Origin of the sequence: Mesorhizobium sp. B2-3-14, from assembly GCF_006442175.1 — a bacterium.
Taxonomy (GTDB): domain Bacteria; phylum Pseudomonadota; class Alphaproteobacteria; order Rhizobiales; family Rhizobiaceae; genus Mesorhizobium; species Mesorhizobium australicum.
This window is the reverse complement of the sequence record NZ_VFVP01000007.1, coordinates 217,683-243,479: the sequence shown is the minus strand read 5'-3', so window position 1 is coordinate 243,479 and position 25,797 is coordinate 217,683. Positions and strand designations below refer to the sequence as shown.

Here is a 25,797-nt window from a genome sequence, read left to right as displayed (position 1 = left end):
CGCGATACCGCGATCACAGAACAAAAGCTCGGAGAGTGCAGCATGTTTCGTCCGTTGGTTGTCGTCCTTGGTCTGCTGGCCATGAGTGTTCCGGCCTCTGCGCGCGTTGTCGCGTTTCCGGCCGGCTTCAAGACGCAGACGATCGAGACCAACGGCACCAGCCTGACCGTCCGTGTCGGCGGACAAGGGCCGGCGGTCGTGCTGCTGCATGGTTTCGCCGACACCGGCGACATGTGGGCGCCGGCTGCGATAGCGTTGATGAAGGACCACACCGTGATCGTGCCGGACCTGCGCGGCATGGGCCTTTCGGCGCATCCCGACGACGGCTACACGAAGAAGAACCAAGCCGTCGACATCGCCGGCGTGATGGACGCGCTGAAGATCGACAAGGCCGACCTGGTCACCCATGACATCGGCAACATGGTCGGCTATGCGCTGGCCGCGCAGTATCCGAAGCGCATCACCAAATGGGTTGTCATCGACGCGCCGCTGCCGGGCATAGGCGACTGGGACAAGATCAAGCAGAGCCCGCTGCTGTGGCATTTCAACTTCCGCGGCCCCGATATGGAACGGCTGGTGGCGGGCCGCGAGCGCATCTACCTCGATCGCTTCTACAACGAACTGTCGGCCGACCCCAAGAAGATCGACGAGGCGACGCGCGTCCACTACGCCAAGCTTTACGCCCGGCCACATGCCATGCACGACGCCTTCGAGCAGTTCAAGGCATTCGACCAGGATGCGATCGACAATCAGGCGATGCTCACCACGGGCGGCAAGCTGACCATGCCAGTGCTCGCGGCGGGTGCGGAAAAATCGGCCGGCACGACGCAGGCCGACATCTTGCGGTTGGTCGCCAGTGACGTGACCGGAGCCATCGTGCCTGCATCGGGCCATTGGATCATGGAGGAAAACCCGGACGCCACCGTCACGCTGATTACAGACTTCCTCGCCAAGTAACAGCACCGCTTCAGCCACCGCGGGCTCTGCCAGGGCGACCTTTGTAACGATGAAGCCGAGCGGGAGCGCGCCCAGCAAGGGTGCGGCCCGTCGCGGCAATGGGAGACATTCTATGCCGTTAACGCATTTCCTGGCTCTGGGAACCGCCGTTCTCCTGACGGCGACAGCACCGGCGTCAGCCGCCGATGTCCCGAAGAAAACGGTCGTCTTGGTGCACGGCGCGTTCGCCGACGGATCGAGCTGGAGCAAGGTCATTCCCTTGCTGCAGGCCAAGGGGCTCAATGTGGTGGCTGTGCAAAATCCGTTGAGCTCGCTTGCCGCCGATGTCGACGCAACCATGCGCGTCATTGATGCCCAGCCGGGTCCGGTCATTCTCGTCGGTCACTCCTGGGCCGGCGTCGTCATCAGCCAGGCCGGCGTGAACGACAAGGTCAAGGCGCTGGTCTACGTCGCCGCCTTCGCGCCGCCAAAGGGCGTGTCGATCAACGAGCTTGGCAAGGGTCAGCCGCCGCCGCCCTGGGCAGGCGCGCTGCAACCCGACAGCGGCGGCTATCTCAGGTTGAGCGCCGAGGGTGTCGCCAAATATTTCGCGCAGGACCTGCCGCCGGCGGAAATCGGGGTGATCGCCGCCACCCAGGGACCAGCCTTCTCCGGTATCTTCGACGAAAAGCTCACCGCGGCCGCGTATGAGACAAAGCCGAGCTGGTACATCGTCGCCAGGCACGACGGAATGATCCCGCCGGCGGCCGAGGCCGCGATGGCGAAGGCGATCGGCGCCAAGGTCACCGAGTTGCCGACCAGCCACGTCGCCATGCTCGCCAAGCCCCGCGAAGTCGCCGATGTTATCCTGGCGGCGGTGGACTCGGTGAAGTAGGCAGGGAAACGATACCGGCGAGGAGGCCAGGATAGATCCCCTCCGCGTTTGCCATCTCCAGGATCCACGGGCAGGAATAATAGTCGCTGATGCTGTCGATCACCCCGCCCGTGGCGCCGATCCGGACCAGATATGCCTGCCGCCAGACCTCGCCATATTGCCTGTCGACGACCAGCACCATCTCCCCTTCGAACGCGCCTGGCCGCACGCGCCAGGGCAGGTCGCTGCGCTCATATTCGACGAAGTAGGGCGAACCCGACAGCAAGCCGCTGTAGCAGTCCGACACCTGGAGGCGTGCATCGGCGCTGGTCAGTGCCCGCACGCCGTCCCAGTCCCTGGCGTTGAAGAGCGCGACATAGCGATCAAGCAGCCGCTCCAGTTCGGGATCGTGTGGCGGCGCCGCGGCCGGTTGCGCGGGTAGAGCGGCGAGCTTGGCGCGGCCGCGATTGAGCGCCGATTTGACGCCGCCCGGTGTCGAGCCGACCAGCTCGGCGATCTCCTCCAGCGAATGGTCGAAGACATCCTTGAGCAGCACGCAGGCGCGCTCCTTCGGTGGCAGATGCACCACCAACCGCTCGATGGCGCGGCCGGCGCCCGGACCGGCCGGCTCGACCGGCTGCACCACGTCGTCGTCGGCATAGAAGGCCTCTGCCGCGTGCCGCGTGCGGCGATTGCGGATGAAATCGATGCACCTGTTATGCGCGATGCGGAAAAGCCACGGCCGCAGCGTGTGCGCATCGTCGAGCAGCTCGATCTTGCGATAGGCCTCGAACAGCGCCTCCTGCATGATGTCCTCGCCATCCAGCGCCGAGCCGGTCATGCGGGCGCAATAGCGATGCAGCCTGGCGCGCAGATGCGAAACCGTCTCCAGGAACGCGGCATAGCGCAGGTCGAACACGCGGTCGGGCTCAGGCCAGACCCGCATGCCTCGTGCCGTGTCGGGGGATTTGCGGATCTGCTGGTTCATCGCGGCACATAGGTCAGGGTCACCACGCCATTGGCAAAACGGTTGATGTCGACCAGTTCGAGATCGATCGGCCCGACGTCGTCGAAGGCGCGCTTGCCCTGCCCGACCCATGTCGGCACGATCGACAGATGATACTCGTCCACCAGCCCAGTGGAAAGCAAGGTGCGGTCGAGCTGCGACACGCCATATTTCAGGATGTCGCCGCCCGGCTGGCGTTTCAGCGCCGCGAGCGCCTCGGCGACGTCGCCCTCGATCAGCGCGGCATTCCACGACACCGTCTTCAGCGTCGTCGAGGCGACCAGCTTCTTCAGGCCGTTGATGCGGTCCATGTACGGACCCTTGGTCCCGGGCCAGCGCGCGAAGAACATCTCGTAGGTGGCGCGGCCAAGCAGGAAGAACTCGACGTTCGAAATCGCCCGCAAGGCATGGTCCACATTCTCTCCGACGAAGAATGGCGACGCCCACGTCATCGGCGCCTCGATGACGCCATCCAGCGAGACGAAACTCGACACGATCAGCCGCCGCATGCTCACGCCGCCTTTTCGCTGGTCTTCTCACCGGGAGCCGGCAGCCCCAGTCTCGGCCGCACCCAGGCGGCGAAGCGGGCAATGGCGTCATCGGCCTCCGGCGCCCGCCCTGCCATCATCTGGAACGAGTGGAGCATGCCGTCAAAGACGTCGAGCCGCGTCTCGACGCCCGCCTGCCTCGCCCGCTCGGCGAACATGCGGCTTTCGTCGACCAGCGTCTCGTCGGCGCCGGCCTGCAGGAAGACGGGCGGAAAGCCGGAGAGGTCGGCGTAGAGCGGACTGACTTCGGGATCGCGCCGATCGGCATCGCCGATGAAATTGGCCGCCAGCCAGTCGACGGCTTCCCTGGCGAAGGCCGGGTCCTTGTCGCGGTTGGTCTCGTAGCTGGCGCCGGTCAACGCCATGTCGAACCAGCCGGAGATGATCAGCGTGGCGACCGGCAGCGGCCGCCTTTGCGCGCGCAGCCGCTGCAGGACGCCATAGGTCGGCACCGCGCCGCAGGAGTCGCCGGCGATCACGATCCGCTTGGGGTCGAGGCCTTGATCGACGAGCCAGTCCCAGGCCGATGACGCGGCCTCGAGCTGGGCCGGATGCTTGGCTTGGTGCGCCAGCGGATAGTCGTAGAGCAGCGCTCGGCAGCCGATGGCCTTGGCGAGATGACCGACCAGCTTGCGGTGCGTATAGATGGAGCCGCCGACGAAGCCGCCGCCATGCGCGTAAAACAGCACCCGCTGCTCGTCGGCGCCCTTCGGCACCACCCACATCGCCGGCACGCCGCCGGCATCGACCTCGATATAATCGACGCCGCCCGGTTCGCCGGTCAGTGCCGTCCAATTGACGTCGTTGTAGTCGATGACCGCCTGAGGGCTGGTCAACTTGCCCGCATTGGCCGCGAGCGCGGCGTAGTGGTTCCTGTTTGCCTGACTTTGCATGCTCGCCATGACCGTTTCTCCGTGGTTGCCGATCGCGGTCCGGCGCGACCTTCAGGCAAGAGACGGACGGGCAGGCAAAAAGGATACGTGCCGACCTGCGTTTTTTTCGGCGGCCTACGCCTCGCCCCGCAACATCGCCGCGTGGCGTTGGGCGAATTCGACGAACGGCGTTGCGCGCACGCCGAACATATCGTGGGTGGCAAGATGCACCCGCGATTTCGGCCGCCGCAGGCGCTCGGTCAACTGCTCGTCCAGCGCATCGGCGAAGTCGGCGGGGACGCCGGCGGCCAGCAGGTTGCGCCGGCGGTCCTGCGGGCTGATGTCGACGTAGCGGACCGGCTTGCCGATCGCCTGCGAAATCCGCGCCGCGATGTCGCTCATCGCCAGCGCCTCGGGTCCGGTCATGTCGAGGCTCTCGCCTTCATGGCCGCCATCGCGCAGCAGCCGGACGGCGACCTTGGCGATATCCTCGACATCGACCGGCGACAGTTCGGTGCCGCCAAGCGCCAGATAGAAGGCGCCCTCGGCGGCGATGGTCGGCGCGTCGCGCAGATAGACCTGCATGAACTGGCTGGGGCGCAGATGCGTCCACGCCATGCCGGCTCCTTCGAGATAGCGCTCGACCTGCTCATGCATGCGCGTGAAGCGGAACTTCGTCGCGTCATAGCCGATGTTGGATTCGGCACCGGAAAACTTCACCACATGCGCGACGCCGGCCTGCTTGCAGGCGTCGATAAAACGGCACTGCGTCTCGACCATGTCTTGCGCGGCGGTCGAAATCATCAGCACGCGATCGACACTATCGAGAGCCGCGCCAAGCGTCTCCGCCCGGCGCATGTCGCCCTCGACCAGCTCGACGCCGGCAAGTCCGCCGAGCCCTGCCGCGGATGCCCGGTTGAGATCGCGAACCAGCGCCCTCACTTGATGCTTCTGCCGCGCGAACTCGCGCACGACTGCCTTGCCGTTCAGGCCGGTGGCGCCTGTCACCAGGATCATCTGTCTCTCCATTCAGCATTGATGTGGCCGCCCTTCCGGCGACCCACCTTGAAGACGAAGAGAAGTGGGCAAAGGATTCCGGCCAAACGTCTTTTTACCGGCGTGCGGCCTGCGCGCCGGCGATCAGCCCGCCGGCGCGTAGCGGCTGACCACCATGCCGCAGGCATAAGCCTTCGAACCAAGCAGAAGCAGGTTTCGGAACCCGCCCTCATCGAAGATCCGGCGGCCGGCGCCCAGCACGGCCGGATTGACGAACAGCTGGAACTCGTCGACCAACCCGGCCGCGATCAGCGCCGACGCAAAGCCCGCCCCGCCAAAGACGGCCATGTCGCCGCCCTCACCCGCCTTCAATGCGTTGACCTCGCGCGGCAGGTCGCCGCTCACCACCGTCGTGCGCTCCCATCGCGAGGTCTCGAGCCTGTCGCTCGGCACCACCTTGCGCGCTTCGACGATACGCTGGGCGAAGGCATAGAACGGATCGGCCGGATATTTCCGCGCCGCGTTGCCCCAATGGGTGAGGTAACCTTCCTCAGCCATCTTGCGGCTGAGCAGGATGGTGTCGATGCCGGCAAACACCGCGTTGAAATCACGCTTCAGCTCCTCGTCCCAGCCGATGTCGTCGCCCCATCCCCAGAGTTGCCAGGGATGGTCGGCATCGCCGCCGACGAAACCGTCGACCGACATCTGCATCTGAAGGATCAGCTTTTTCATGGGGTTCTCCTCGTTTCCGGATTCCAGGCAGGAAGGATCACGCCGCGCTTTGCGCACGGGCAAAGGCTTGTGCCCAGCTCTCGAAAGTGGTCGGCGTGGCGTTGCGGATTGACGGTGCCTCAAGCGCCCAGCGTTCACCCTTGTTGAAACTCGCCGCCGTTTCGCCGAGCGCATCGGCAAAGCTCGGTGACAGGCCGTTGGCGATCATCCCGGCGCGCGCCTCAGTGAATGGAGCCGCCTTGTAAGTGACCTGCCTCCCCATCGCGCTGCCCAGGATCGCGGTGGCCTGCTCGAAGGTATAATAGCCTCCGCCATGCAATTCGATAACCCGCTCGCTTGGAAAGCGCGTGGCGTCCAGCAGGGCGGCGGCGCGCTGGCCGACATCGCTGGCGGCAATCAAAGGCATCGGCAGATCGCCACGGAACGGCGTCATGAAGATGCCGGAAGCGGCCTGCCGGACAAAGCCCATGCCCTTGGCGAAGTTCTCCATGAAGAACGAGGCGCGCAAAAACACCAGTTCGTCGAGGCCGAGCGCCGCCAGCCGTTCCTCCATCAAGGCGGCGCCGAGCGAAGTTCCCATCCTGAGATGGGCGTTGAGGCCGCTGAGCAGCACGACGCGGCGCACGCCTGACTTCGCGATCGCCGCCGCCAGCCGCGCGCCGACTTCATCTTCGAAGCGATGAAGATCGGGCGCCGTGACGTCGAACGGAATCATTACATAGGCGCTGTCGGCACCGGAAAAGGCGGAGGCGAGCGCGTCGCTATCGTCAAGCGCGACACCCAGGCTGCGCGCCACGCCGCGCACAATATGCCCCTGCCCGGTCAGGACCTGGGCGACCGCCTTGCCAACCTCGTTGGTGGCCCCGATGACCACGACGGTTCTTGGTGAGCTGATTTTCCCGACGGCCTGACTCATGACGTCCTCCTGCTGGCCAAGTTGCGATCCAACGATTTACTTTTGAAAGCATTTGACTGACGGAAAGAACGATGTCAATAGTAAAGTGATTTAAAAATGGAACCGTAGAGATGTCGACGCGTGAAAGATCCGGCTGCCCGATCAGCCTGTCGCTGGAACTGCTCGGCGACCGCTGGACGCTGCTCATCATCCGCGACCTGGTCTTCGCCGGCAAAAAGCATTTTCGCGAGTTCCTGCAATCCGATGAAGGCATCTCCTCGCGCACATTGGCCGAGCGGCTGCAGACGCTGCAGGACGAAGGCATCCTCACCCGCAGCGACGACCCTAGCCATGGGCTGAAGGCGATCTACCGGCTGACCGAAGCCGGCATCGATCTCCTGCCGGTGCTGGCCACGCTCGGCGCCTGGGGCAGCAAGCACCGCAAATCCGACGACAAACTCGCCCGCATCGCCGACGAACTGGCGGCCGGCGGCGAGCCGGCGCTGGAACGGATGAAGGCGGCACTGCGGGCGGAGCATGTTGTCTAGGAAGTGGCGCTGCCTCCTCCGCCCTGTGGAAAAGGAGGCACTTTACGCGCCTCGGTTACGCCCAAAGGACACGATGCAGCAAAGACCCAATTGACAACGATCTCTGTTTGTTCACTATATGTTTCTGTCTATCAGCAATCGCGGATGAGCGGAACAGGATGGAAACGACGGCCACCATCCTGCATGCCGATCTCGACGCCTTCTATGCCTCGGTCGAGCAACTGCTCGACCCGTCGCTGCGCGGCAAGCCGATCGCGGTTGGCGGCGGCGTGGTGCTCGCCGCCTCTTACGAAGCGCGCGCCTTTGGCGTGCGCGGCGGCATGCCTGGACGCAAAGCGCGCGAGCTTTGCCCGCAATTGATCTTCGTCGGCGGCAATTTCAGCCACTACCAGCGGCTGGGCGACGCGGCGATCAAGGTGCTCGACGATTTCACGCCGGTGGTCGAACGCATCTCCATCGACGAGGCCTTCGCTGATGTCGCCGGCTGCACGCATCTGTTCGGCTCCCCGCGGGAAATCGCGACGGTGATCCGCGGCCGTGTGCGGGCCGAACTCGGCCTGCCGATCTCGATCGGCGTGGCTCGCACCAAGCATCTGGCCAAGATCGCCTCGCAAGTCGCCAAGCCAGACGGGCTGGTGGTGGTCGAGCCCGGCACCGAGCTTGCCTTTCTGCACGATTTGCCGGTCTCGCTGATGTGGGGCGTCGGCCCGGCAACCAGGGCGCGCTTGGCCGAGATCGGCGTCGAGACCATCGGCGAGCTGGCCCGGACCCACAGCGGCGCCCTGACCCGGCTGCTAGGCCCCGCGGCCGGCGAAAAGCTCGCGGCGCTGTCGTGGAACCGCGATCCGCGCAAGCTGCAGACGAAGCGCCGGGCGCACTCGGCCGGCGCGCAATCGGCGCTCGGGCAAAAGCCGGCCGTGGCGCGAGTGATCGTGCCGACACTGCTGCATCTGGCCGATCGCGTCGCCAGCCGGCTGCGCGCCAAGAACCGCCCCGGCCGCACGGTAACCGTGCGCGTGCGCTTTGCCGATCTCAGCGCCGTCACGCGCTCGATCACGCTGGAACAGCCGATCTCGGCGACCGCCATGCTGGCCGAGATCGCAGGGGATTTGGTGCGCGGCGTGCTCGCCGAGCATCCCCGGGAGAAAACGATCTCGCTGCTGGCGATCTCGGTCTCGCACCTGGAGGAGAGCGCCGAACTGCAGCTCGACCTGCCGCTCGGCCTCGCCGACGAGAAGCGCCGCCCGGGCAGCCAAAAAGGCCTCGCGCGCTTCGGCGCCGACCGCGCCATCGACAAGATCCGCCAGCGTTTCGGCAAACAGGCGGTCGGCTACGGTACGGTGGCCCTGGAAGCGGCCCGCTCGGTGCCCGACGCATTCAGGGAACTGGCGGAAAAGGAGCTTTGAGTGGAAAAGGGACTGTCCCCGACGGCGCGCCAACCGACACCATGGCGCGCTTCGCTACTGTCGGGCCGACGCTGCACCGACCCCATAGAGTTGCCCGCCTCCCGGCACGGCGCCTGTTTCCGTCCCGCCGCGCTCTGTAAACACAAGGCCGGAGCCCGGCACGAGATCGCGGATTGTGCGCGACGTAACGATCTCGCCCGGCAAGGCTTGGTCGAGCATCAGCACTGCTTGGTCGATGGCGGTGCCGGTTAAATCACCGTCTTGCTTTTCGCACTCGCCAATATGCACCGCGGCACGGACGCCGAGGCCAGATGGCTTCAAACCGTCGCGGATCGCCATGGCGCATTGGATCGCCCGCGTCGGACGCTGGAAGGCAGCGAGGAGGCCATTCGCGTTGCGCCGTATCTCCCTGCCCTGGGCCAGTTGGACTTGATCGCAGATCGCGTCGACATATCCCCGCCTCAAATCCTGGCCATCGGGGGACGCAGATGGCGAGGTGATGTCCACGCAGAGAATGGTGACCAGCACACGCTCGCCGGGTGCCGCCGGCAAGGTGCCGCTGACAAAGGACTGAATCTCATCGATCAGGCGATCGGAGCCTTCCCCCCAGATGACATGGTCGTTGCCCGCGAGCTCGATGTAGCTCGCTCCCGGTATGTGTCTCGCCAGGTAGCGCCCCTCCTCGGCCTTGACCCAGCGATCGCCCGTTCTCTGAACGATTAGCGTTGGAACGTGGATGGCTCCCAGTATCTCCCGAACGTCGATTTCGGTGCTCCAGTACCACAGCGAGATCGCATCGGCGGGCGAAGCTGAATTGCGCAGGAAGGCCGCGAACCATTCGCGCTCGAATGCATCGTTCATCAGGCTGGGCGCGGCATTGCTGAGGTCGGCCGGCTCTCCCCATTCGCGCTCGATGGCGACGAGTTCTCTTTCCACCTGCGCCTTGGTTTTGGCCCAGGGGTAGTCCGGCGCCCATACACCTCGGGCATAGGTCCCGTTCAAGATGAGGGCTGCCGTGCGTTCAGGATAGGTCGCGGCAAACAGCATGCACATGCTGCCGCCCTCGGAGCTGCCGAACAGGACGGTACGCTTCGAACCGACCGCGTCCAGGACCGCGCGCACGTCTTCCATACGCTCTTCGAGCGTCGGCAGGCCGACATTGCGATCCGACAGTCCGGTGCCGCGCTTGTCCATCCGGATCAGCCGGCAAAAAGAGCCGAGACGGTGCAGGACATGCGCCAGCCTGGGCGATGCCCAGGCAAGGTCGAGATTGGAAACCCAGCCTGGCACATAAATGAGGTCTACGGGGCCGTTGCCCGTTACCTGATACGCGATGTTGCTGCCAGCCGATTTGACATAGTGGGTCGGCGGCGATGCAGCCTGAGCACCGGGCGCAACCGGCCCGGCGGCTGCTGGAGCAGCCGACGCCGTGCGTCGGGCCCGAAGCTGTTCATAGAGCTGCCTCGTTTCCGGTTCCGGCTGAACACGTAGCTGCCGCTGCAAGGCGTCGCGGCAGAGCTCATATTGTTTCAGCGCCAAATTGACGCGGCCCTGGGCCGCACAGGCCCGCATCAAGGCCCGGTGGACGTCTTCACGCAGCGGCTCCCAGGCTAGCAAGCGTGTCGCCGCCTGCACGCAGGACGCCAGATCGTTCTGCGCGAAGTAATGCGCGACGAGCTTTTCCAGCACCAAGACGGCCGTGGCCCGCAGCCGTGCGCGTTCGATCCGCAGCCAGTCCTCGAAGGGTTCCTCCTTCAGGCTGAAGCCATCGAGGAGATCGCCTCGATAGAGGCTGATGGCCTGCTCAAGCTGCTCGGGTGCCGCCTCGGCGGCCAGCACCTCGAACCGGGCGACGTCGAAATCGAGATCATCCAGCGCCAGCATGATGCTGTCGCCATCGGTCAGGAAGCGAACGCCATGGGCCGAGGGCATAGCCTTCCTCACGACAGAAAGAGCCTGCCGAAGGTTCATGCGTGCCTGCGGCTCGCCGGTGTCGCCCCACAGCAGGGCGGCAAGCTTTTCGCGCGAGAGGGAATGCCCCGAATGGATCGCAAGATAGGCGACCATGGCGCGCGCCTTGCGGGTGAAGGACGGGGCCACGGCACCGCCAGCGAAATCGAACCCACCCAACAGTGAAGGCGCGCCATCGGATCCACCACAGCTTCAGCGGCAATCCTTTACCGGTGCCGATACCAATTCAACCGGCTTTCCGCGTCGCGCGACGCTTTTCACGATTTCGTCACGCTGGCGCGAACGCGATTCCGACGGGTGTGTCGCACGGTGCTGCTGACAACTGTCATGGAGAATACCATGCTGCTCCCGCACCCAACAGACTGGCCGCTCCTGTTTTACGGCGATCCCTGGCTTACGTCGCGGTCTCCGGACCGGGTCGCCCCGCAGCGCCACGACCTGGCGCTGGCGGGGTACCTGGACAAACAGGCGGCCAACCGGGAGGCGATGAATCGCCGGCCAGGCCTCCTCGGTCGCCTTGTCGACAAGATCCGCCAGCCTTTCGGCAAACAGGCGGTCGGCTACGATACGGTGGCCCTGGAAGCGGCCCGCTCAGTACCCGACGCATTCAGGGAACTGGCGGAAAAGGAGCTTTGCGCGGCGGGGTCAGTTTGCAGATCGTCGACATCGCTGCAATGATCGAGGGAAGGAGCGGAGACGCCGATGTTCGGGGCCTCCCAAAGAGAGTTGCCGGGTGACTGTCCTCGACAAGGCAAAGCAATGGGCGAGAGCCATCAAGCGCGATGTGATGGCCCTATGGCTGGCCGCCCGCGATCCTCGCGTTCCCTGGTACGCCAAGCTTGCCGCCGGCATGGTCGCCGCCTACGCGCTCAGTCCTATCGATCTGATACCCGATTTCATTCCCGTACTCGGATATCTGGACGATCTGATCATCGTACCGCTTGGCATCCTGCTCGCGGTGAAGTTGATCCCCGCCGATCTGATGGCGGAGTTTCGCGCGGAGGCCATTCGCCGATCGAGGCCGACCAGCCGCGGCGGTCTCGCATTCATTGTCGGACTTTGGGTTTTGATGGCCGCCGCGCTCATCTGGCTATTCTGGCCAGATCGCTCGGCCTGATATGGATTTCAGGCTGGGCGTTCACCCGGCAGACCACGAATGAAGTTGGTCGCCTGGTCGAAAGGTTCCCCTGTCAAAGCCTAGCGGTGCCGAAAATCCGGTCCCAGAATATCGAGGTCACGCCGAAATTGGCGTTGTCGTCGATATGGTGGTGCACCGCGTGGCGGCGCTTGAGCGTGTAGAGATAGCTCGGATGGGGCGGATGCCAGTGATGGATCATGTGGTGGATGCTGATGTACCAGAGATAGCCCAGCATCAACCCGCAACTCACCGCGCTGGCGGTCGCGAAGTCGGAGACCATCCAGACGGGCAGGAACGCCACCAGCGCATGCACGCCCAGGCTGAGCCAGGTGGGCGTGCCCACCGGACTGCGCTCCTCGACGTGGTGACGGTCGTGCAGGTCTCGGATCCAGGGGACGTGGTGCAGCACGAAACGGTGCAGCACATATTCGATCAGCGTCCACAGGCCAAGGCAGATCAGCATCGTGCCGACCCAGTCCGGCGCGCTTTCTTCTCCGGCCTCGATCAGTCCGGCCACCCCCAATATCGCGATCACCAGGGGATAGACCACGAAGTCGCTGTAGTAGCCGATCAGACCCAGCTGCATTCGGACGCCTCACCTGATTTTCGACGCCGCCCCAGAAACGATGCTATCAGTTTGCCGGACTCGCGTATGAGGTGCAATGCGGATGCATCTGACATAGCGTCGCAATTTCCAGGTGCAAGATCGGCAGCCATGATCTCAGAATCGGCCGGCTTCGCACCGGTGCCGCAAACGGACATGCAAACATGGCAAAACGCAGCGCGGGTCTGCTGATCTATCGCCGGAGCGATGACGGTATCGGGGTGCTGCTGGTTCATCCCGGCGGCCCCTTCTGGGCAAAGAAGGACGATGGCGCCTGGTCGATCCCGAAGGGCCTCATCGACGAGGACGAGGACGAATTGGCGGCGGCACGACGCGAGACCGAGGAAGAGCTCGGCATGAAGGTCGAAGGCCCCTTCGCTCGCCTTGGCGACTATCGGCAACCGGGCGGCAAGATCGTCATGGCTTGGTCCGTCGAGGCCGACATCGATGTGACCGCCATCAAGAGCAACACCTTCACCATGGAATGGCCGCCGCGGTCGGGATCGATGAAGGAATTCCCGGAGGTCGACAGGGCCGGCTGGTTCACCTTGGCCGAGGCCGGGGTGAAGATTCTGCAGGGTCAGCGCCCTATGCTGTCGGATTTGGCAGAACAGTTGGGTATCGAATAGTTGCCGACGGCAAAAGCCGCCGATCTCCCCTCGGAGGTCGGCTGTTCATCCCGCAAACCTGGCCGCGGTCCAAGCCCCGCCAGCCGCGTTCGACTCCACCGCGGCGGCGACGAACTTCACGCCGCGCGCGCCGTCGATCACGTCTGGCACCCGCGCCGCGCGGGCGGGATCCACCGCGCCGCCCGAGCGGTGGGCTCGGATGATGTCGGCGGCGTCGCGGTAGAAATTGGCGAAGGCCTCGATATAGCCTTCGGGATGCGCCGCCGGCATGCGCGACACGCGGCGGGATTCCTCCGTCGAGCCATGGCCGCCGCGCACCAGCGTGCGGGTTTCCTCGCCATATCTGGAAAAGCGCAGTTCCTCCGGCCGGCCGCCCGACCATTCGAGCCCGGCCCTGTCGCCATAAATGCGCACGGAGAGGTCGTTGTAGTGGCCGGGCGACGTCTGGCTGGCCAGGATCGTGCCGCGTGCGCCATCGGTCCAGCGCACCAGCACATGGGCATTGTCGTCGAGCCGGCGTCCGGGCACCGCGGTGAACAGGTCGGCCGACACCGTCTCGGCCTCGCGGCCCGAAATGAAGCCTGCCAGGTTGAAGGCATGCACGCCGATATCGGCCAGCACCGCCGACTGCCCCGCCCTCGCCGGATCGGTGCGCCATTCCGCCTGCTTCTGGCCGTCGGCATCGATCGGCTTGGTCAGCCAGTCCTGGATGTAGGCGCCATGCACAGACACGACCCGGCCAAGCTCGCCCGCCATCACCATCTCGCGCGCCTGGCGCACCATCGCGTAGCCGGTGTTGTTGAGCGTGACGACGAAGCGGCGGTTTTTCGCCTTCGTGAGTGCAACCAGTGCCTCGGCGTCCGCCAGCGTCGTCGACAGCGGTTTGTCGCAGATCACGTCGATGCCGGCCTCGAGGAAGGCGGTGGCGATCGGCGCGTGCAGATGGTTGGGCGTGACGATGACGACCGCCTCTATGCCATCCGGCCGCGCGGCCTCCGCTTTGGCCATGGCGCGGTACTCGGCATAGCTGCGCTCCGGCGCGATGCCGATCTCGGCGGCCGAGGCGGCGGCATTGTCCGGGTCGGACGACAGCGCGCCGGCAACCAGCGCGATCTGGTCGTCGAGGCGCATGGCCAGCCGATGCACGGCGCCGATGAAGGCATTGCGGCCGCCGCCGACCATGCCGACCCGCAGACGCTGGCGCGTCGATCCATCCGATGTTGCGTAGACCATGTTTTCTCCTCGGGCTGATCACTAGCGGGGTCGTCATCCCAGGGCGTAGCAAGGAGCGAAGCGACGCGCGTAGACCCAGGATCTGCGCGGCTGCTTCGCCCTGGGATGACGAAATCGCCGAGCCTCGCCCTATCCTCATCGAACACCATTTCCAAAATCCATATTGTAAAACGATCGTATCGCGCTAGCCTGAATTCATGAGCGGGGAGAGAAAACCATCCGGACGATCCAGTGCCGACGAGGCAGCGACGCGCAAACGCGGCCGTTCGCTGGCGGCACTCGGCTATATACAGCCGCGAACCTATGAGGAGTTGCGCGCGGTGCTGTCTTCCGGCACCGTGCATTTTCCCAAGCGCCTGCGCCAGGTGGCGATCTTCCTGTGGCAGCACCCGAGCGAGGTGGCGCTCGGCACCATTGCCCAAGTGGCGGCACAGGCCGGCGTGCAGCCCTCGACGCTGGTGCGCTTCGCCCAGATCTTCGGCTATTCCGGCTTTTCCGATTTCCAGGGCCTGTTCAAGGACCACGTCAAGGGATCGTGGCCGGAAGGCCGCGTCGAGCAGCGCGCCGAGGCCGAGCCCAGTGCCGCCACGCATTTCCTGCGCGGCATGGTCGGCGCCTCGCAAGCCTCGCTCGGCCGCATCGAAAGCGGCTTCGATATCGAAAGCTTCGAGAAGATGGTGGCGACGCTGGCCAAGGCGGACCTGATCTACGTCATCGGCTCCAAGCGCGCCTTCCCCGTCACCACCTATCTGTCGCTGACGCTTTCGCAGCAAGGCGTGCGCAATGTGCTGGTCGACAATGTCGGCTCGACCGCGCTCGATCAGGTCGGCTGCATTGGCGCACGCGACGCCGTGCTGGCGGTGTCCTTCAGCCCCTACAATTCGATCACGCCGGACCTGGTGGCCGTGGCGCATGAACGCAAGGCCCGCATCGTCACTATTACCGACAGCACCTTCTCGCCGCTCATCCGGCTGTCGGACAGCTGGCTGGAAGTGGTGGAATCCGACTTCGCCGGCTTCCGCTCGCTGGCGGCGTCGCTGGCGGTGGGCATGGCGCTGGTCCAAGGCGTCGCGGCGCGCCGCGGCACATGAGGCGCCGCTGGTACAATTGACTATCGGGAATCAACATTCCATATTTCAATAAATAGAAACTTTGTTCCGGGAGGAGGAATGGAGATCAGGCTCGAAGGCAAGGTGGCGCTGGTCACCGGGTCGACGCAAGGCATCGGCCGTGCCATTGCCGAGACGCTGGCGCGCTCCGGCGCTGCCGGCCTGCTGATCACCGGGCGCGACAGCAAGCGCGGCGAGGCCGTGGCTGCGGAACTGTCGGCCCTGGGTACGCCGACGCTCTTCGTCGCCGCCGACCTTGGAGACACGGAAACTCCCGCCCTCTTGGCGCAGGCCTGCATCGACCGCTTCGGCCGCATCGACGGCCTCGTCAACGCCGCCGGCCTGACCGACCGCGCCTCCTTCCTCGACGCCACGCCGGACGACTGGTCGGCGCTGTTTGCCGTCAACGCCCGTGCGCCCTTCTTCCTGATGCAGGCCGTGATCGCCGACATGAAGAAGCGTGGCCACGGCGGCGCCATCGTCAACATCCTCTCGATAAACGCCCATTGCGGCTCGCCGGAACTCGCCGTCTATTCCGCCACCAAGGGCGCGCTGGCGACGCTGACCAAGAATGCCGCCAACGCCCACCGCTTCGACCGCATCCGCGTCAACGGCATCAATGTCGGCTGGACCGACACGCCGGCCGAACGCATCATGCAGGCGCAGACGCTGGGCAATGGCCCGGGATGGCTCGACGCCGCCAATGCCGCGCAGCCCTTCGGTCGGCTGCTCAAGCCGGACGATATCGCCAATCTCGCCGTGTTCCTGCTTTCCGACGCAGCCGGGCCGATGACCGGCGCGGTGATCGACCAGGAGCAGGCGGTGATCGGGGCGAACCGGTGAACTCCATCGAAAGGCTCGGGCCCAGACTGCTGGAGCGGCTGCCCGCAGCCGTGCAAAAGCCGTCATACGACCGCGCGGCGCTCTCACCAGGCATGGCGCATCTGGGCGTCGGCGCCTTCCATCGCTGTCACCAGGCCGAATACACCGACGACCTGCTTTCGCGCCGGTTCGACCGCTGGGGCATCGTCGGCATCAACATTCGCCCGCCCGCCCTGGCCGAGACGCTTGGCCGGCAAGACGGCCTCTACACAAGGCTGATCCGCGACAACGATCATGTCGAGGCACGCGTCATCGGCAGCATCGTGAAGGTGGTCGACAGCCAGGACAGCGCCGCACCGGCGCTCGAGGTGCTCGTCTCCGCCGACATCGAGCTGGTGACGATGACGGTGACCGAAAAAGGCTATTGCCATGTCCCCTCGACTGGCGCGCTCGACCTCGATCATCCCGACATCGTCCACGACCTCGCCAACCCAGAAGCGCCCCGCAGCGTGCCCGGCATCCTCACGCGGGCGCTGGAGCAACGTAGGGCCACGCATGGCCCGAAGCTGACGCTGCTCTCCTGCGACAACATTCCGACCAACGGCGTCATCCTGGAAAATGTCGTGCGGAGCTTTGCCGAACGGCGCGGCAATGGCCTGGCCGACTGGATCGCGGCCAATGCCGCCTTCCCCTCGGCCATGGTCGACCGCATCGCTCCGGCGGTGACACAGGACGATCTCGACAGCGTCGAGCGACGGTTCGGCTATCGCGACGCCGCCGTCGCCGTCGGCGAACCCTTCCGGCAATGGGTGATCGAGAAAAAGTTCGCCGGCCGCATGCCGCGCTGGGACCTGGCCGGCGCCACTTTTGTCGACGACGTCACCCCGTTCGAGCATCTCAAGATGCGGGTGCTCAACGGCGCCCAGACGACACTCGCCACGCTCGGCGTACTGGCCGGCCTCGAACACACGTCGGATGCCATCGCCGACCCGCTGCTTTCGGTGTTCGTCAGGCGAATGCTGGTCGAGCAAACCCTGCCGACACTGATGCCGGTGGCTGGCATGAATCCATCTGCTTATGTCGAGCAGAGCCTTGGCCGGTTGAAGAACACCGCGATCCGCCATCGCAACCACCAGATCGCCACCGACGGCTCGCAAAAAATCGTGCAGCGCCTGCTCAACCCGATCCGCGACCGCCTGAACCTGGGGGCCAGCATCGGCCTGCTGTCGGTGCCGGTCGCCGGCTGGATGGCTTATCTGATCCTGGCCTCGGCGCGCTTCGGCAAGCGCTGGCCGGTGTCGGATCCCTATGCCGGCACGGTCGCCGCGATTGCGGACGAAACCGGCCACGATGCGCGGGCGCTGGCTTCCGCCATCCTGGCCATCGACACGATATTCGACCCGGGCCTTGCCGCGGACGAGACGTTCCGGCAGGCCGTCACGTCAGCGCTTGGCGAACTGCTTTCGGGCGATCCGAAGGCGGCAGTCCGTCACAGTCTCGAACAAGATGAGGTCGCGAGGTTGAAGCGATCCAAACAATCGGCATTATAGGCATCGATCGCGGGTTCGCGGTCAGGGGAGGCATGATGAAACTTGGACTGCTCACCGCACCGTTCGCGGACACGCCGCTTGGCGAGGTCGCCGGCTGGGCAAGCTCTGTCGGCTTCGAGGCACTGGAAATCGCCTGCTGGCCGAAAACCTCCGGCGCGACCCGCCGCTATGCCGGCACCAACCATATCGATGTCGATGGCACTTCGGCCTCGCGGGCGAAAGAAATCGTTGCATCGCTGGCGGAAAAGAACCTCACGGTCTCCGGCCTCGGTTATTACCCCAACCCGCTGCACCCGGATGCCGCCCATCGCGACGCGGTCATCGGCCACCTGAAGAAGGTCATCGTCCTGGCGGCAAACATGGGCGTTCCCCTGGTCAACACCTTCTGCGGCGGCGATGCCTCCAAGACAGTCGACGTCAACTGGCAGGACGCGCTGAAAGTCTGGCCGGAAATCGTTGCCCATGCGCGCGGCCACGGGGTAAAACTCGCCTTCGAAAACTGCCCAATGATCTTCAGCTATGATGAATGGCCGGGCGGGCACAACATCGCCTATTCGCCGCAGGTCTGGCGTCGCATTCTCGAAGCCTGGGGCGGCGATGTCGGCATGAATTTCGACCCCTCGCATCTGGTCTGGCAGATGATCGACCAGGCCCGCTTCATCCGGGAATTCGGCCCCTATATGCTGCATGTCCACGCCAAGGACCTGATGATTGATCGTGATGGTTTGTACGAGCGCGGAAGTCTGTCGGCGGGCATAGGCTGGCAGGTGCCGCGCATGCCGGGGCTGGGCGATGTCGACTGGAGCGGCTTCTTCTCGGGCCTCTACCGCGCCGGTTATGACGGATCGGTCATCATCGAACACGAGGACAGGCGATTTGAAGGCAGCGACGAGCAGGTGAAGCGGGGCTTTCTGCTCGCCCGCGACGTGCTGCGTCCCTTCGTCAAGTAACGGCAAAGCGAGCCACTTGACTCTGATTGTGAGTGGCGCGGCCCAACAGGTTAAAACTGAACTGAAAAACAATGTGGAGGAAGACTGAAATGAAGAACTATCTGACCATGGTCCCGCTGCTTGCCAGCGCGGCGCTGCTGGCCTCGGTGGGCGTGTCGTCCGCTGCCGGCAAATACACGATCGGCATTTCCAACACCGTGCAGGGCAATGGCTGGCGCGAGGAAATGGTTTGCGCCATGAAGGCGCAGGCGCTCGCCTCCGGCGAAGTGACCAAGCTCAACATCGCCCACCGCAACACCGATGCCGCCGGCCAGCTGGAAGACATCCGCAACCTGATCAGCGCCAAGGTCGACGCCATCGTCGTCAACCCCGCCGACCCGGCCGGCATCAAGGCCGGCCTGGAAGAAGCCACCAAGGCCGGCATCGTCGTCGTCGCCGTCGACCAGGCGGTCACCGAGCCGTCGGCTTACATCATTTCCAACAACCAGGAGCAGTATGCGTATCTCGGTGCCAAATGGCTGTTCCAGCAGATGGGCGGCAAGGGCGAGGTGTTTTACATGCGCGGCGCGGCGGGCGCTTCGGCCGATAGCGATCGCGACAAAGGCTTCAAGAAGGCACTGGCCGAATTCCCCGACGTGAAGGTGGCGCAGGAGGTCTTCACCGGCTGGCAGCAGGACCAGGCCAAGCAGCAGATGCTGTCCTTCCTGGCCACCGGCACGCCGTTCAACGGCGTGTGGACGTCGGGCATCGATAACGTCATCGTCGACGCGCTGGTCGAATCGCAGGCGCCGCTGGTGCCCGTGGTCGGCGCCGACAATGCCGGCTTCGTCGGCCAGCTGAGCTCGGTCAAGGGCCTCGTGGGTGCCGCCGTCACCAACCCCGGCTCGATCGGTGGTGCCGGCGTGACGCTGGCGCTGCAGATCCTCGACGGCAAGAAGCCGGCCCAGCAGACCGTGCTGGTCGACCCGCAGCTGTGGGAGAATGCCACCGAGGAAGGCAAGGCCAAGCTGAAAGCCGCCGCCGACCCGTCGCTGAGCCCTGAATGGCCGGTCTCGATCATGATCCCCGACTGGACGACGTATACCAAGGACCAGATCGTGGCCTGCAAGGGCCCGGGCGAGTAAGCAGCGGCTTTGCTGACCATGGTCGGCGCCGCCCCTCACTGTCCTGCCGGACATCTCTCCCGGTAAAACGGGGCGAGAGAAGCTGGCCGCAACGCCGGAGGGCAAGCCCCCTCTCCCCGTCTCTATACGGGGAGAGGATGCCGGCAGGCAGGTGAGGGGCGGCGCCGACGCTGCAAACTGTTTGAGCTTCAAATCGAGACCCAAATCATTTGACCACCAGTCCCCTCCTCGACGCGTCAGGCGTCGCCAAGAACTACGGCGCGGTCGCGGCTCTCCGCGATGCGTCGCTCTCCGTGCTGCCGGGCGAGGTGCATGCGCTGATGGGTGCCAATGGCGCCGGCAAGTCGACGCTGGTGAAGATCCTGACCGGCGCGATATCAGCCAATGCCGGACGCATCCTGATCCGTGGCGAGGCGCGCGACATACGCTCGCCCGCCGCCGCGCGCCGGGCCGGGCTGCTGCCCGTCTACCAGGAGCCGTCGCTGATCCCCGATCTCGACGTGCTGTCCAATCTGCGGCTGACCGGCACGCCGGTCGAGCCGTTCCGCGCCTGGGTACGCGAACTCGGCATACCTGACCTCGACCTGCGCGACACCGCGCGCGACATCCCGCTCGCCATCCTGCGCGTGCTTGATCTGGCGCGCGCACTCGCCGTCGAGCCCGACGTGCTGCTGCTCGACGAGATGACGGCCGCACTCCCCGCCAACCTTGCCGAAAAGGTGCTGGAAGTGGTGCGCAGGCAGGGCGACGCCGGCCGCGCCGTGATCTTCATCTCCCACCGCTTCGTCGAAATCTCGGCCCTTTGCGACCGCGCCACGGTGCTGCGCGACGGCGCGACCGTCGGCGTCGTCGACATCGTGCCGGGCATCGAGGAGAAGATCGTCGAGCTGATGCTCGGCACTCGCATCGTCAAGACCCATGTCGCCGCCCGCGGCGACAGCGAAAAGGCCCGCCCCCCTGCCCGCCCGCGCATCGCCGTGCGAAACCTGCGCGTCGGGACCAAACTCAGCGACGTCTCCTTCGATCTCCGCGATGGCGAGGTGGCCGGCGTCGTGGCGCTGGAAGGCCAGGGCCAGGACGAACTGTTCGCCGCACTTGCCGGCTCGATCAAACCATCGGGCGGCACGATCGAGGTCGACGGCAGCCCGGTGAAATTCGCCCACCCGATCGACGCCATCCGATCGGGGATCGCCTATGTGCCGGGCGACCGTTCCGAGGCGCTCGCCATGCAGCGCTCGGTGCGCGAGAACATTGCGCTCCCCTTCAGTGCCGCCTTGCGCAACTGGGGGCCTATTCGTATGCGCAAGGAGCGCGCCACCGTGGCGAGCGCCATCCAACGCCTGCAGATCGACACCCGCGCGCAAGGCGAGGTGCAGCGCCTTTCCGGCGGCAACCAGCAAAAGGTCACCATCGCCCGCTGGATCGCGGCCGACGCGCGCACCATCCTGTGTTTCGACCCGACGCGCGGCATCGATGTGGGCACCAAGCAGGAGATCTATCGTCTGCTGCGCGAGCTCGCCGGCAACGGCAAGTCGGTTCTGTTCTACACCTCCGAACTGGAAGAAGTGCAGCGCGTCTGCGACCGCGTCATCGTCATCTTCGGCGGCCGCCTGGTCGATATTTTCCCTGTCGAGGAGGCCGACGAGCCGACGCTGATGCGCGCCGCCTACGGCCTGCCGCGCGGCGTCAAGGCGGATATCGGTATTTTGGCCGCACCCACGGCGAATGCCTCCGATGCGCCGGAGGCAACGCCATGAGCCATTTCCTGCGCCGGCAAGGCTGGGTAACAGGTCTGTTCGCCCTCCTCGTCATCCTGTTCATCGCCACCAAGATCATCCAGCCCGGCTATGGCAGCGGCGATTTCGGCTCGCTGGCGCGGGCCGTACTGCCCTACGCCTTTGCCGTCGCCGCGCAGACGGTCGTCGTCATCGCCGGCGGCATCGATCTCTCGGTCGCCGCCATGATGGCGTTGACCAGCGTCACCGCCGCCTCGATGATGGCGGGCGCGAGCGAGGAATACGCGCTGTTCGTGGTGCCTTTCGTGCTCGCCATGGGGTTCGTGCTCGGCGCGCTCAACGGGATGCTGATCGTCGTCACCCGCGTGCCGGACATCGTCGTCACGCTGGCCATGCTGTTCGTGCTGCAAGGCGCGGCCCTTCTGGTGCTCGGCGCCCCGGGCGGCGCGGCGGCCGAATGGCTGAAGGCGCTGATCTCGGGCACCGTGCCGATCCCGGGCCTGCCCGACGCCGTCGACGCGTGGCTGCCCAAGGCGCTGCTGGTGCTGATCGTCTGCCTCTGCATCGTCTGGATACCGCTTCGACGGTCGCGCCTCGGCCTTTCCATCTACGCCATCGGCTCCAGCGAACTGGCGGCGTTCCGCAGCGGCGTGCCTGTCGCCCGCACCAGGGTCATCGCCTACGCGCTGTCAGGCCTGTTCGCGGCCATGGGCGGGTTGGCGCTGACCATGAGCACAGGCATCGGCGCGCCGATCCCCGGCCCCTATCTCCTGGCCAGCGTCGCCGCGGTCGTGCTGGGCGGCGTGGCGCTCGGCGGCGGCAAGGGCGGCCTGCTCGGCCCCATCGTCGCCGTCTTCGTGCTGCGGCTGGTGCGCACGGATCTCACCTTGCTCGCCATCGACCCCAACGTCACCGCCATCATCGAAGGCCTGATCATGGTCGCCGTGGTGATGTTCGGCGCCTTCATCACGATGCGAGGGCGGCAATCATGAAATTCACCCGCAGCGCTGTACGGCGCCGTAGAGGACCATCCTTCCAGAACGCCACCACCAAGCCCACCTCCTCGCGAGCAGGAGCCAACCCATGAGCACCACCGCGATCACGCCCGCGCCGGTCCCCTTCGGCCGCCGCATAAAACGCTTCATGGCCGACCGGCCCCTCATCCCGCTGATCATCCTGCTGGTCATCCTGGTGGTGATCCTGCAGATCCTGCGCCCCGGCATCGTCAACGAGCGCTGGATCGCCAACACCATCAAATTCGCCATTCCGCTGGCGATCCTCGCCGGCTGCCAGACCATGACCATGCTGACCGGCGGCATCGACCTTTCGGTCGGCACGGTGGCGACGATGAGCGCCTTCATCATGGCAACGCAGATCGTCAGCCAGGACCCGGCTGTGGCCTTCCTCCTGGCGATGATGCCGGCGGTGCTGATCGGCCTCGTCAACGGCATCGGCGTCGGTGTCTTCCGCGTCCACCCGCTGATCATGACGCTGGGCACCAGCCTGATCGGCACCGGCTGCCTGCAGGTCTACCAGCGCACGGTGATCGCGTCCGGCGCCAAGATCCCCGACTTTCTTGCCTGGCTGGGTACCGGCGTCACCCCCGTACTCGGCTTTGCCTTCCCCAACGCCCTGCTGCTGTTCGTGCCGCTGGCGGCCCTCATCGTCTTCACGCTTGCCCGCACCGGCTTCGGCCGCCTGCTCTACGCCGTCGGCGACAATGAGCGCGCGACGCGCCTGTCGGGCGTGCAATACTGGCAGGTCATCACGGCGCTCTACGTCACCTCCAGCGTGCTCGCCGGCGTCACCGGCCTGCTCTATATCGGCTTGATCAAGGCGCCGTCGCTGTCGCTCGCCGAACCGCTGGTGCTGCCCTCGGTGGCGGCGGCCGTCATCGGCGGCACCTCCATCTTCGGCGGCCGCGGCGGCTACACCGGCACCATCATCGGCGCGCTGATCCTGACGGTGCTGACGACGCTACTGACGATTTTGCAGATGCCGGAGGGAGCAAGGCGCATCCTGTTCGGGTTGATCGTCCTGTTGGTGACCGCGGCCTATCTGCGCATTGTCGAGGACAAGTAGGCGCGGGCCGGGACTATTGGCACGGGGCAGCCGCCCCGCCGACAAGGGAGACGAAGTCATGGAAAAGATCATCCTGGACTGCGATCCGGGGCACGACGACGCCATCGCCATCCTGCTTGCGGCGGGAAACCCGAATATCGACCTTCTCGGCATCACGACGGTTTCGGGAAACCACAATGTCGAGAACACCACGCGCAATGCTCTGGCCGTATGCACGGCCTACGGCATCAAGGTGCCGGTGGCGAAGGGCTCCCCCGGCCCGCTCATCGGCGACCAGGTGCTGGCCGTCGAAATCCATGGCGATACCGGGCTCGACGGCCCCGTCCTGCCGCCCGCCTCGTTCGAACTCGACAAGCGGCATGCCGTCGACTTCATCATCGACACGGTCATGGCACACGAGCCGAAAACCATCACGCTGGTGCCGGTCGGTCCCTACACCAACATCGCGCTCGCCATCCGCAAGGACCCACGCATCATCGATCGAGTGAAGGGCGTCGTCGCGATGGGCGGAGCCTACACGCGCGGCAACATCACGCCAGCGGCGGAGTTCAATGTCTATGGCGACCCGGAGGCCGCAGACGTCGTGTTCCGCGCCGATTGGGATGTCACCATGGTCGGCCTCGACCTCACGCACCAGGCGCTGGCCACTCCGGACCTGCAAAACAGGGTGCGCGCCGTCGGCGGCCCGATCGCCAAGTTCATCCTCGATATCTGGGAGTTCATAGCGACCACGCATGGCGGCCTCCTGCAGATCGAGTATCCAGCCGTCCACGACGCGTGCTGCGTCGCGGCCATGATCGACCCGACCGTCTTCACCACCGAGAAGGCCGATATCCGCGTCGAAATCGCCGGGCGGTGGACCAAGGGCATGACGGTGTGCAATTTCGAGAAGATGGGCGGGATGCACCATTTTGGCGGCACGGCGAGCGAGCAGGTCGACTTCCGCCATACCGTGGCGATGAAACTTGACCATCCGAAATTCTGCGGCCTGATCGTCGATGCGCTGGAGCGGTTAACCCACGCCAAGGCCTGACGGGTGAAGGTTTCGGCGGCGCTCACAGGGATTAAGTGGCTTCGTTTAGAAAGCCCGCCGCGCCATTTGCGGCACGGCGGGCCGCCCCCTTTGGCCAGGGACGAACTACCAGCATCACTCGATGATCTGCACGACCCTGCGTGTATCGGGGTCAACCAGAACCGCATGATCGCCGACAACAGTGTATTTGTATCTGACGTCGGGGACGTCGATTGTATGAAGCTCGACAGTGTCAGGGAGAGCGGAGCCGACGTTGAGTTCGACGCCGAGCAGGCTGACTGACGCGAGTTTTTGCTTGTGGATGTATTCGCGGACGACCGTCTGCTGCTCGGGCTTGAGAATTACGACGTCTCCCGCGAAGGAAGCACCAATTCCAGCCATAAGCGCGAGGGTCGCGACAGCGCCGACAAGATATCTTTTCATGACAAGTCCTTTTGTGAACCAAGAAACATTTTCAGAGGCCAGAATTATTCTGGCCTCTGCCGCAGCCAATCAGCCACCATTGGCAGGTGCCGCGGGCTTCGCGGGCGCTGAAGTGGCCGGAGCTTCCACCTTTGGCGCCTCAACCTTCACGTTGATGTCCTTCCCGCCGCCGCCACCGATGTTGATGACACCGGTAAATATCAGCAGGACAACGATAGCGACTATCGCAAGAACAATAGCGACCGCAGTGCCGCCACCACCTCCAGAGTTAACAACAGTTGGACCGTCAGCCATGACTTTCTCCTCTCCTATTCTTTGAGTTGTCACCGGTCACCAACGGCTCCCGCTGCATTGCGTTCCCGGGCAAGGCTTAGGTCTAAGAATTGGCAAGACTGAAGTCGTATGCGGCAACCCATTTCTTGCCGATACGTTGGGTTTCGCGCCGGAGCAACGCAGCCAATCATCCATCATCGCGGAATCCAGCTCGACCGCCGGATATTCTGAGAGCGAGGCAAGCAGTGACATCAGCCCAGAGACCGAGCATCCACGACGACAATCGCCCCGCAAATGACAATGATGT

At 65.0% G+C, this 25,797-nt stretch carries 27 protein-coding genes; 16 read left to right on the top strand and 11 right to left on the bottom strand.

What is annotated here, in order from left to right; genetic code table 11:
* Positions 1–42: 42 nt before the first annotated feature.
* The gene (locus tag FJ950_RS19790; RefSeq protein ID WP_140618028.1) at positions 43–957 is read left to right on the top strand and encodes an alpha/beta hydrolase; all 915 of its coding nucleotides are present in this window, start codon (positions 43–45) and stop codon (positions 955–957) included.
* A gap of 112 nt (positions 958–1,069) precedes the next feature.
* Positions 1,070–1,831 (top strand): alpha/beta hydrolase, encoded by a 762-nt coding sequence (locus tag FJ950_RS19785; protein ID WP_015316989.1) that lies wholly within the window; start codon positions 1,070–1,072, stop codon positions 1,829–1,831.
* On the opposite strand, the gene FJ950_RS19780 is transcribed toward FJ950_RS19785, so the two are convergent.
* From FJ950_RS19780 to FJ950_RS19755, 6 genes are all read right to left on the bottom strand, one after another.
* Positions 1,800–2,798: a sigma-70 family RNA polymerase sigma factor gene (locus FJ950_RS19780; protein ID WP_140618027.1), complete on the bottom strand. Its 999-nt coding sequence runs from the start codon at positions 2,796–2,798 to the stop codon at positions 1,800–1,802. The two genes, FJ950_RS19785 and FJ950_RS19780, sit on opposite strands and share 32 nt — an antisense overlap.
* A complete protein-coding gene (locus tag FJ950_RS19775) occupies positions 2,795–3,325 on the bottom strand; it encodes a dihydrofolate reductase family protein (protein ID WP_140618026.1) in 531 nt (176 codons plus the stop codon). Before FJ950_RS19775 ends, FJ950_RS19780 begins: the two co-directional genes overlap by 4 nt.
* A 2-nt stretch (positions 3,326–3,327) precedes the next feature.
* Positions 3,328–4,266: an alpha/beta hydrolase gene (locus FJ950_RS19770; protein WP_140618025.1), complete on the bottom strand. Its 939-nt coding sequence runs from the start codon at positions 4,264–4,266 to the stop codon at positions 3,328–3,330.
* A 105-nt stretch (positions 4,267–4,371) separates the two neighbouring features.
* On the bottom strand, positions 4,372–5,253 hold the full coding sequence (locus FJ950_RS19765) for an SDR family oxidoreductase (protein WP_140618024.1): 882 nt from the start codon (positions 5,251–5,253) through the stop codon (positions 4,372–4,374).
* A 123-nt stretch (positions 5,254–5,376) separates the two neighbouring features.
* On the bottom strand, positions 5,377–5,964 hold the full coding sequence (locus FJ950_RS19760; RefSeq protein ID WP_140618023.1) for a dihydrofolate reductase family protein: 588 nt from the start codon (positions 5,962–5,964) through the stop codon (positions 5,377–5,379).
* 37 nt (positions 5,965–6,001) lie between these two features.
* Positions 6,002–6,880, bottom strand: coding sequence for an NmrA family NAD(P)-binding protein (locus FJ950_RS19755; RefSeq protein ID WP_140618022.1), 879 nt, complete (start codon positions 6,878–6,880; stop codon positions 6,002–6,004).
* Positions 6,881–6,990: 110 nt separating this feature from the next.
* Here FJ950_RS19755 and FJ950_RS19750 point away from each other — a divergent pair, with 110 nt between their 5' ends.
* Both FJ950_RS19750 and dinB read left to right on the top strand, forming a co-directional pair.
* On the top strand, positions 6,991–7,407 hold the full coding sequence (locus FJ950_RS19750) for a helix-turn-helix domain-containing protein (protein WP_015316982.1): 417 nt from the start codon (positions 6,991–6,993) through the stop codon (positions 7,405–7,407).
* A gap of 158 nt (positions 7,408–7,565) precedes the next feature.
* Positions 7,566–8,813 (top strand): DNA polymerase IV, encoded by a 1,248-nt coding sequence (gene dinB / locus FJ950_RS19745; protein WP_140618021.1) that lies wholly within the window; start codon positions 7,566–7,568, stop codon positions 8,811–8,813.
* Positions 8,814–8,867: 54 nt separating this feature from the next.
* On the opposite strand, the gene FJ950_RS19740 is transcribed toward dinB, so the two are convergent.
* Positions 8,868–10,697 (bottom strand): alpha/beta fold hydrolase, encoded by a 1,830-nt coding sequence (locus FJ950_RS19740; protein WP_224642207.1) that lies wholly within the window; start codon positions 10,695–10,697, stop codon positions 8,868–8,870.
* Positions 10,698–11,123: 426 nt separating this feature from the next.
* Here FJ950_RS19740 and FJ950_RS19735 point away from each other — a divergent pair, with 426 nt between their 5' ends.
* On the top strand, positions 11,124–11,462 hold the full coding sequence (locus tag FJ950_RS19735; RefSeq protein WP_140618020.1) for a hypothetical protein: 339 nt from the start codon (positions 11,124–11,126) through the stop codon (positions 11,460–11,462).
* A 55-nt stretch (positions 11,463–11,517) separates the two neighbouring features.
* The gene (locus FJ950_RS19730; protein ID WP_015316980.1) at positions 11,518–11,901 is read left to right on the top strand and encodes a YkvA family protein; all 384 of its coding nucleotides are present in this window, start codon (positions 11,518–11,520) and stop codon (positions 11,899–11,901) included.
* Between the two features lie 73 nt (positions 11,902–11,974).
* On the opposite strand, the gene FJ950_RS19725 is transcribed toward FJ950_RS19730, so the two are convergent.
* Positions 11,975–12,508 (bottom strand): sterol desaturase family protein, encoded by a 534-nt coding sequence (locus FJ950_RS19725; RefSeq protein WP_140618019.1) that lies wholly within the window; start codon positions 12,506–12,508, stop codon positions 11,975–11,977.
* Between the two features lie 182 nt (positions 12,509–12,690).
* Between FJ950_RS19725 and FJ950_RS19720 the strand changes: the two genes are divergently transcribed.
* Complete coding sequence (locus FJ950_RS19720) at positions 12,691–13,155, top strand: NUDIX domain-containing protein (RefSeq protein ID WP_015316978.1); 465 nt, start codon at positions 12,691–12,693, stop codon at positions 13,153–13,155.
* Positions 13,156–13,200: 45 nt separating this feature from the next.
* Here FJ950_RS19720 and FJ950_RS19715 read toward each other — a convergent pair whose 3' ends face one another.
* Positions 13,201–14,388: a Gfo/Idh/MocA family oxidoreductase gene (locus tag FJ950_RS19715; RefSeq protein WP_140618018.1), complete on the bottom strand. Its 1,188-nt coding sequence runs from the start codon at positions 14,386–14,388 to the stop codon at positions 13,201–13,203.
* Positions 14,389–14,585: 197 nt separating this feature from the next.
* Here FJ950_RS19715 and FJ950_RS19710 point away from each other — a divergent pair, with 197 nt between their 5' ends.
* The 9 genes from FJ950_RS19710 to FJ950_RS19670 all read left to right on the top strand — a co-directional run bounded on the left by FJ950_RS19710 (position 14,586) and on the right by FJ950_RS19670 (position 24,794).
* A complete protein-coding gene (locus FJ950_RS19710; protein ID WP_140618017.1) occupies positions 14,586–15,479 on the top strand; it encodes a MurR/RpiR family transcriptional regulator in 894 nt (297 codons plus the stop codon).
* A 78-nt stretch (positions 15,480–15,557) separates the two neighbouring features.
* A complete protein-coding gene (locus FJ950_RS19705; RefSeq protein WP_140618016.1) occupies positions 15,558–16,340 on the top strand; it encodes an SDR family oxidoreductase in 783 nt (260 codons plus the stop codon).
* Positions 16,337–17,869 carry a mannitol dehydrogenase family protein gene (locus FJ950_RS19700; protein ID WP_140618015.1) on the top strand — a complete coding sequence of 511 codons (1,533 nt, stop codon included), beginning with the start codon at positions 16,337–16,339 and terminating at the stop codon, positions 17,867–17,869. The genes FJ950_RS19705 and FJ950_RS19700 overlap by 4 nt, the downstream gene beginning before the upstream one ends.
* Before the next feature lie 35 nt (positions 17,870–17,904).
* On the top strand, positions 17,905–18,819 hold the full coding sequence (locus FJ950_RS19695) for a sugar phosphate isomerase/epimerase (RefSeq protein ID WP_140618014.1): 915 nt from the start codon (positions 17,905–17,907) through the stop codon (positions 18,817–18,819).
* An 89-nt stretch (positions 18,820–18,908) separates the two neighbouring features.
* Positions 18,909–19,943, top strand: coding sequence for an ABC transporter substrate-binding protein (locus tag FJ950_RS19690; RefSeq protein ID WP_015316972.1), 1,035 nt, complete (start codon positions 18,909–18,911; stop codon positions 19,941–19,943).
* 209 nt (positions 19,944–20,152) lie between these two features.
* Complete coding sequence (locus FJ950_RS19685) at positions 20,153–21,700, top strand: sugar ABC transporter ATP-binding protein (protein ID WP_140618013.1); 1,548 nt, start codon at positions 20,153–20,155, stop codon at positions 21,698–21,700.
* Positions 21,697–22,671 carry an ABC transporter permease gene (locus FJ950_RS19680; protein WP_140618012.1) on the top strand — a complete coding sequence of 325 codons (975 nt, stop codon included), beginning with the start codon at positions 21,697–21,699 and terminating at the stop codon, positions 22,669–22,671. Before FJ950_RS19685 ends, FJ950_RS19680 begins: the two co-directional genes overlap by 4 nt.
* A gap of 91 nt (positions 22,672–22,762) precedes the next feature.
* Positions 22,763–23,761: an ABC transporter permease gene (locus FJ950_RS19675; protein ID WP_140618011.1), complete on the top strand. Its 999-nt coding sequence runs from the start codon at positions 22,763–22,765 to the stop codon at positions 23,759–23,761.
* A gap of 58 nt (positions 23,762–23,819) precedes the next feature.
* Positions 23,820–24,794, top strand: a complete 975-nt coding sequence (locus tag FJ950_RS19670) for a nucleoside hydrolase (RefSeq protein ID WP_140618010.1) — start codon at positions 23,820–23,822, stop codon at positions 24,792–24,794.
* Positions 24,795–24,908: 114 nt separating this feature from the next.
* Here FJ950_RS19670 and FJ950_RS19665 read toward each other — a convergent pair whose 3' ends face one another.
* The gene (locus FJ950_RS19665; RefSeq protein WP_140618009.1) at positions 24,909–25,217 is read right to left on the bottom strand and encodes a DUF1236 domain-containing protein; all 309 of its coding nucleotides are present in this window, start codon (positions 25,215–25,217) and stop codon (positions 24,909–24,911) included.
* Between the two features lie 69 nt (positions 25,218–25,286).
* Complete coding sequence (locus FJ950_RS19660; RefSeq protein WP_140618008.1) at positions 25,287–25,511, bottom strand: hypothetical protein; 225 nt, start codon at positions 25,509–25,511, stop codon at positions 25,287–25,289.
* Positions 25,512–25,797 lie beyond the last annotated feature (286 nt).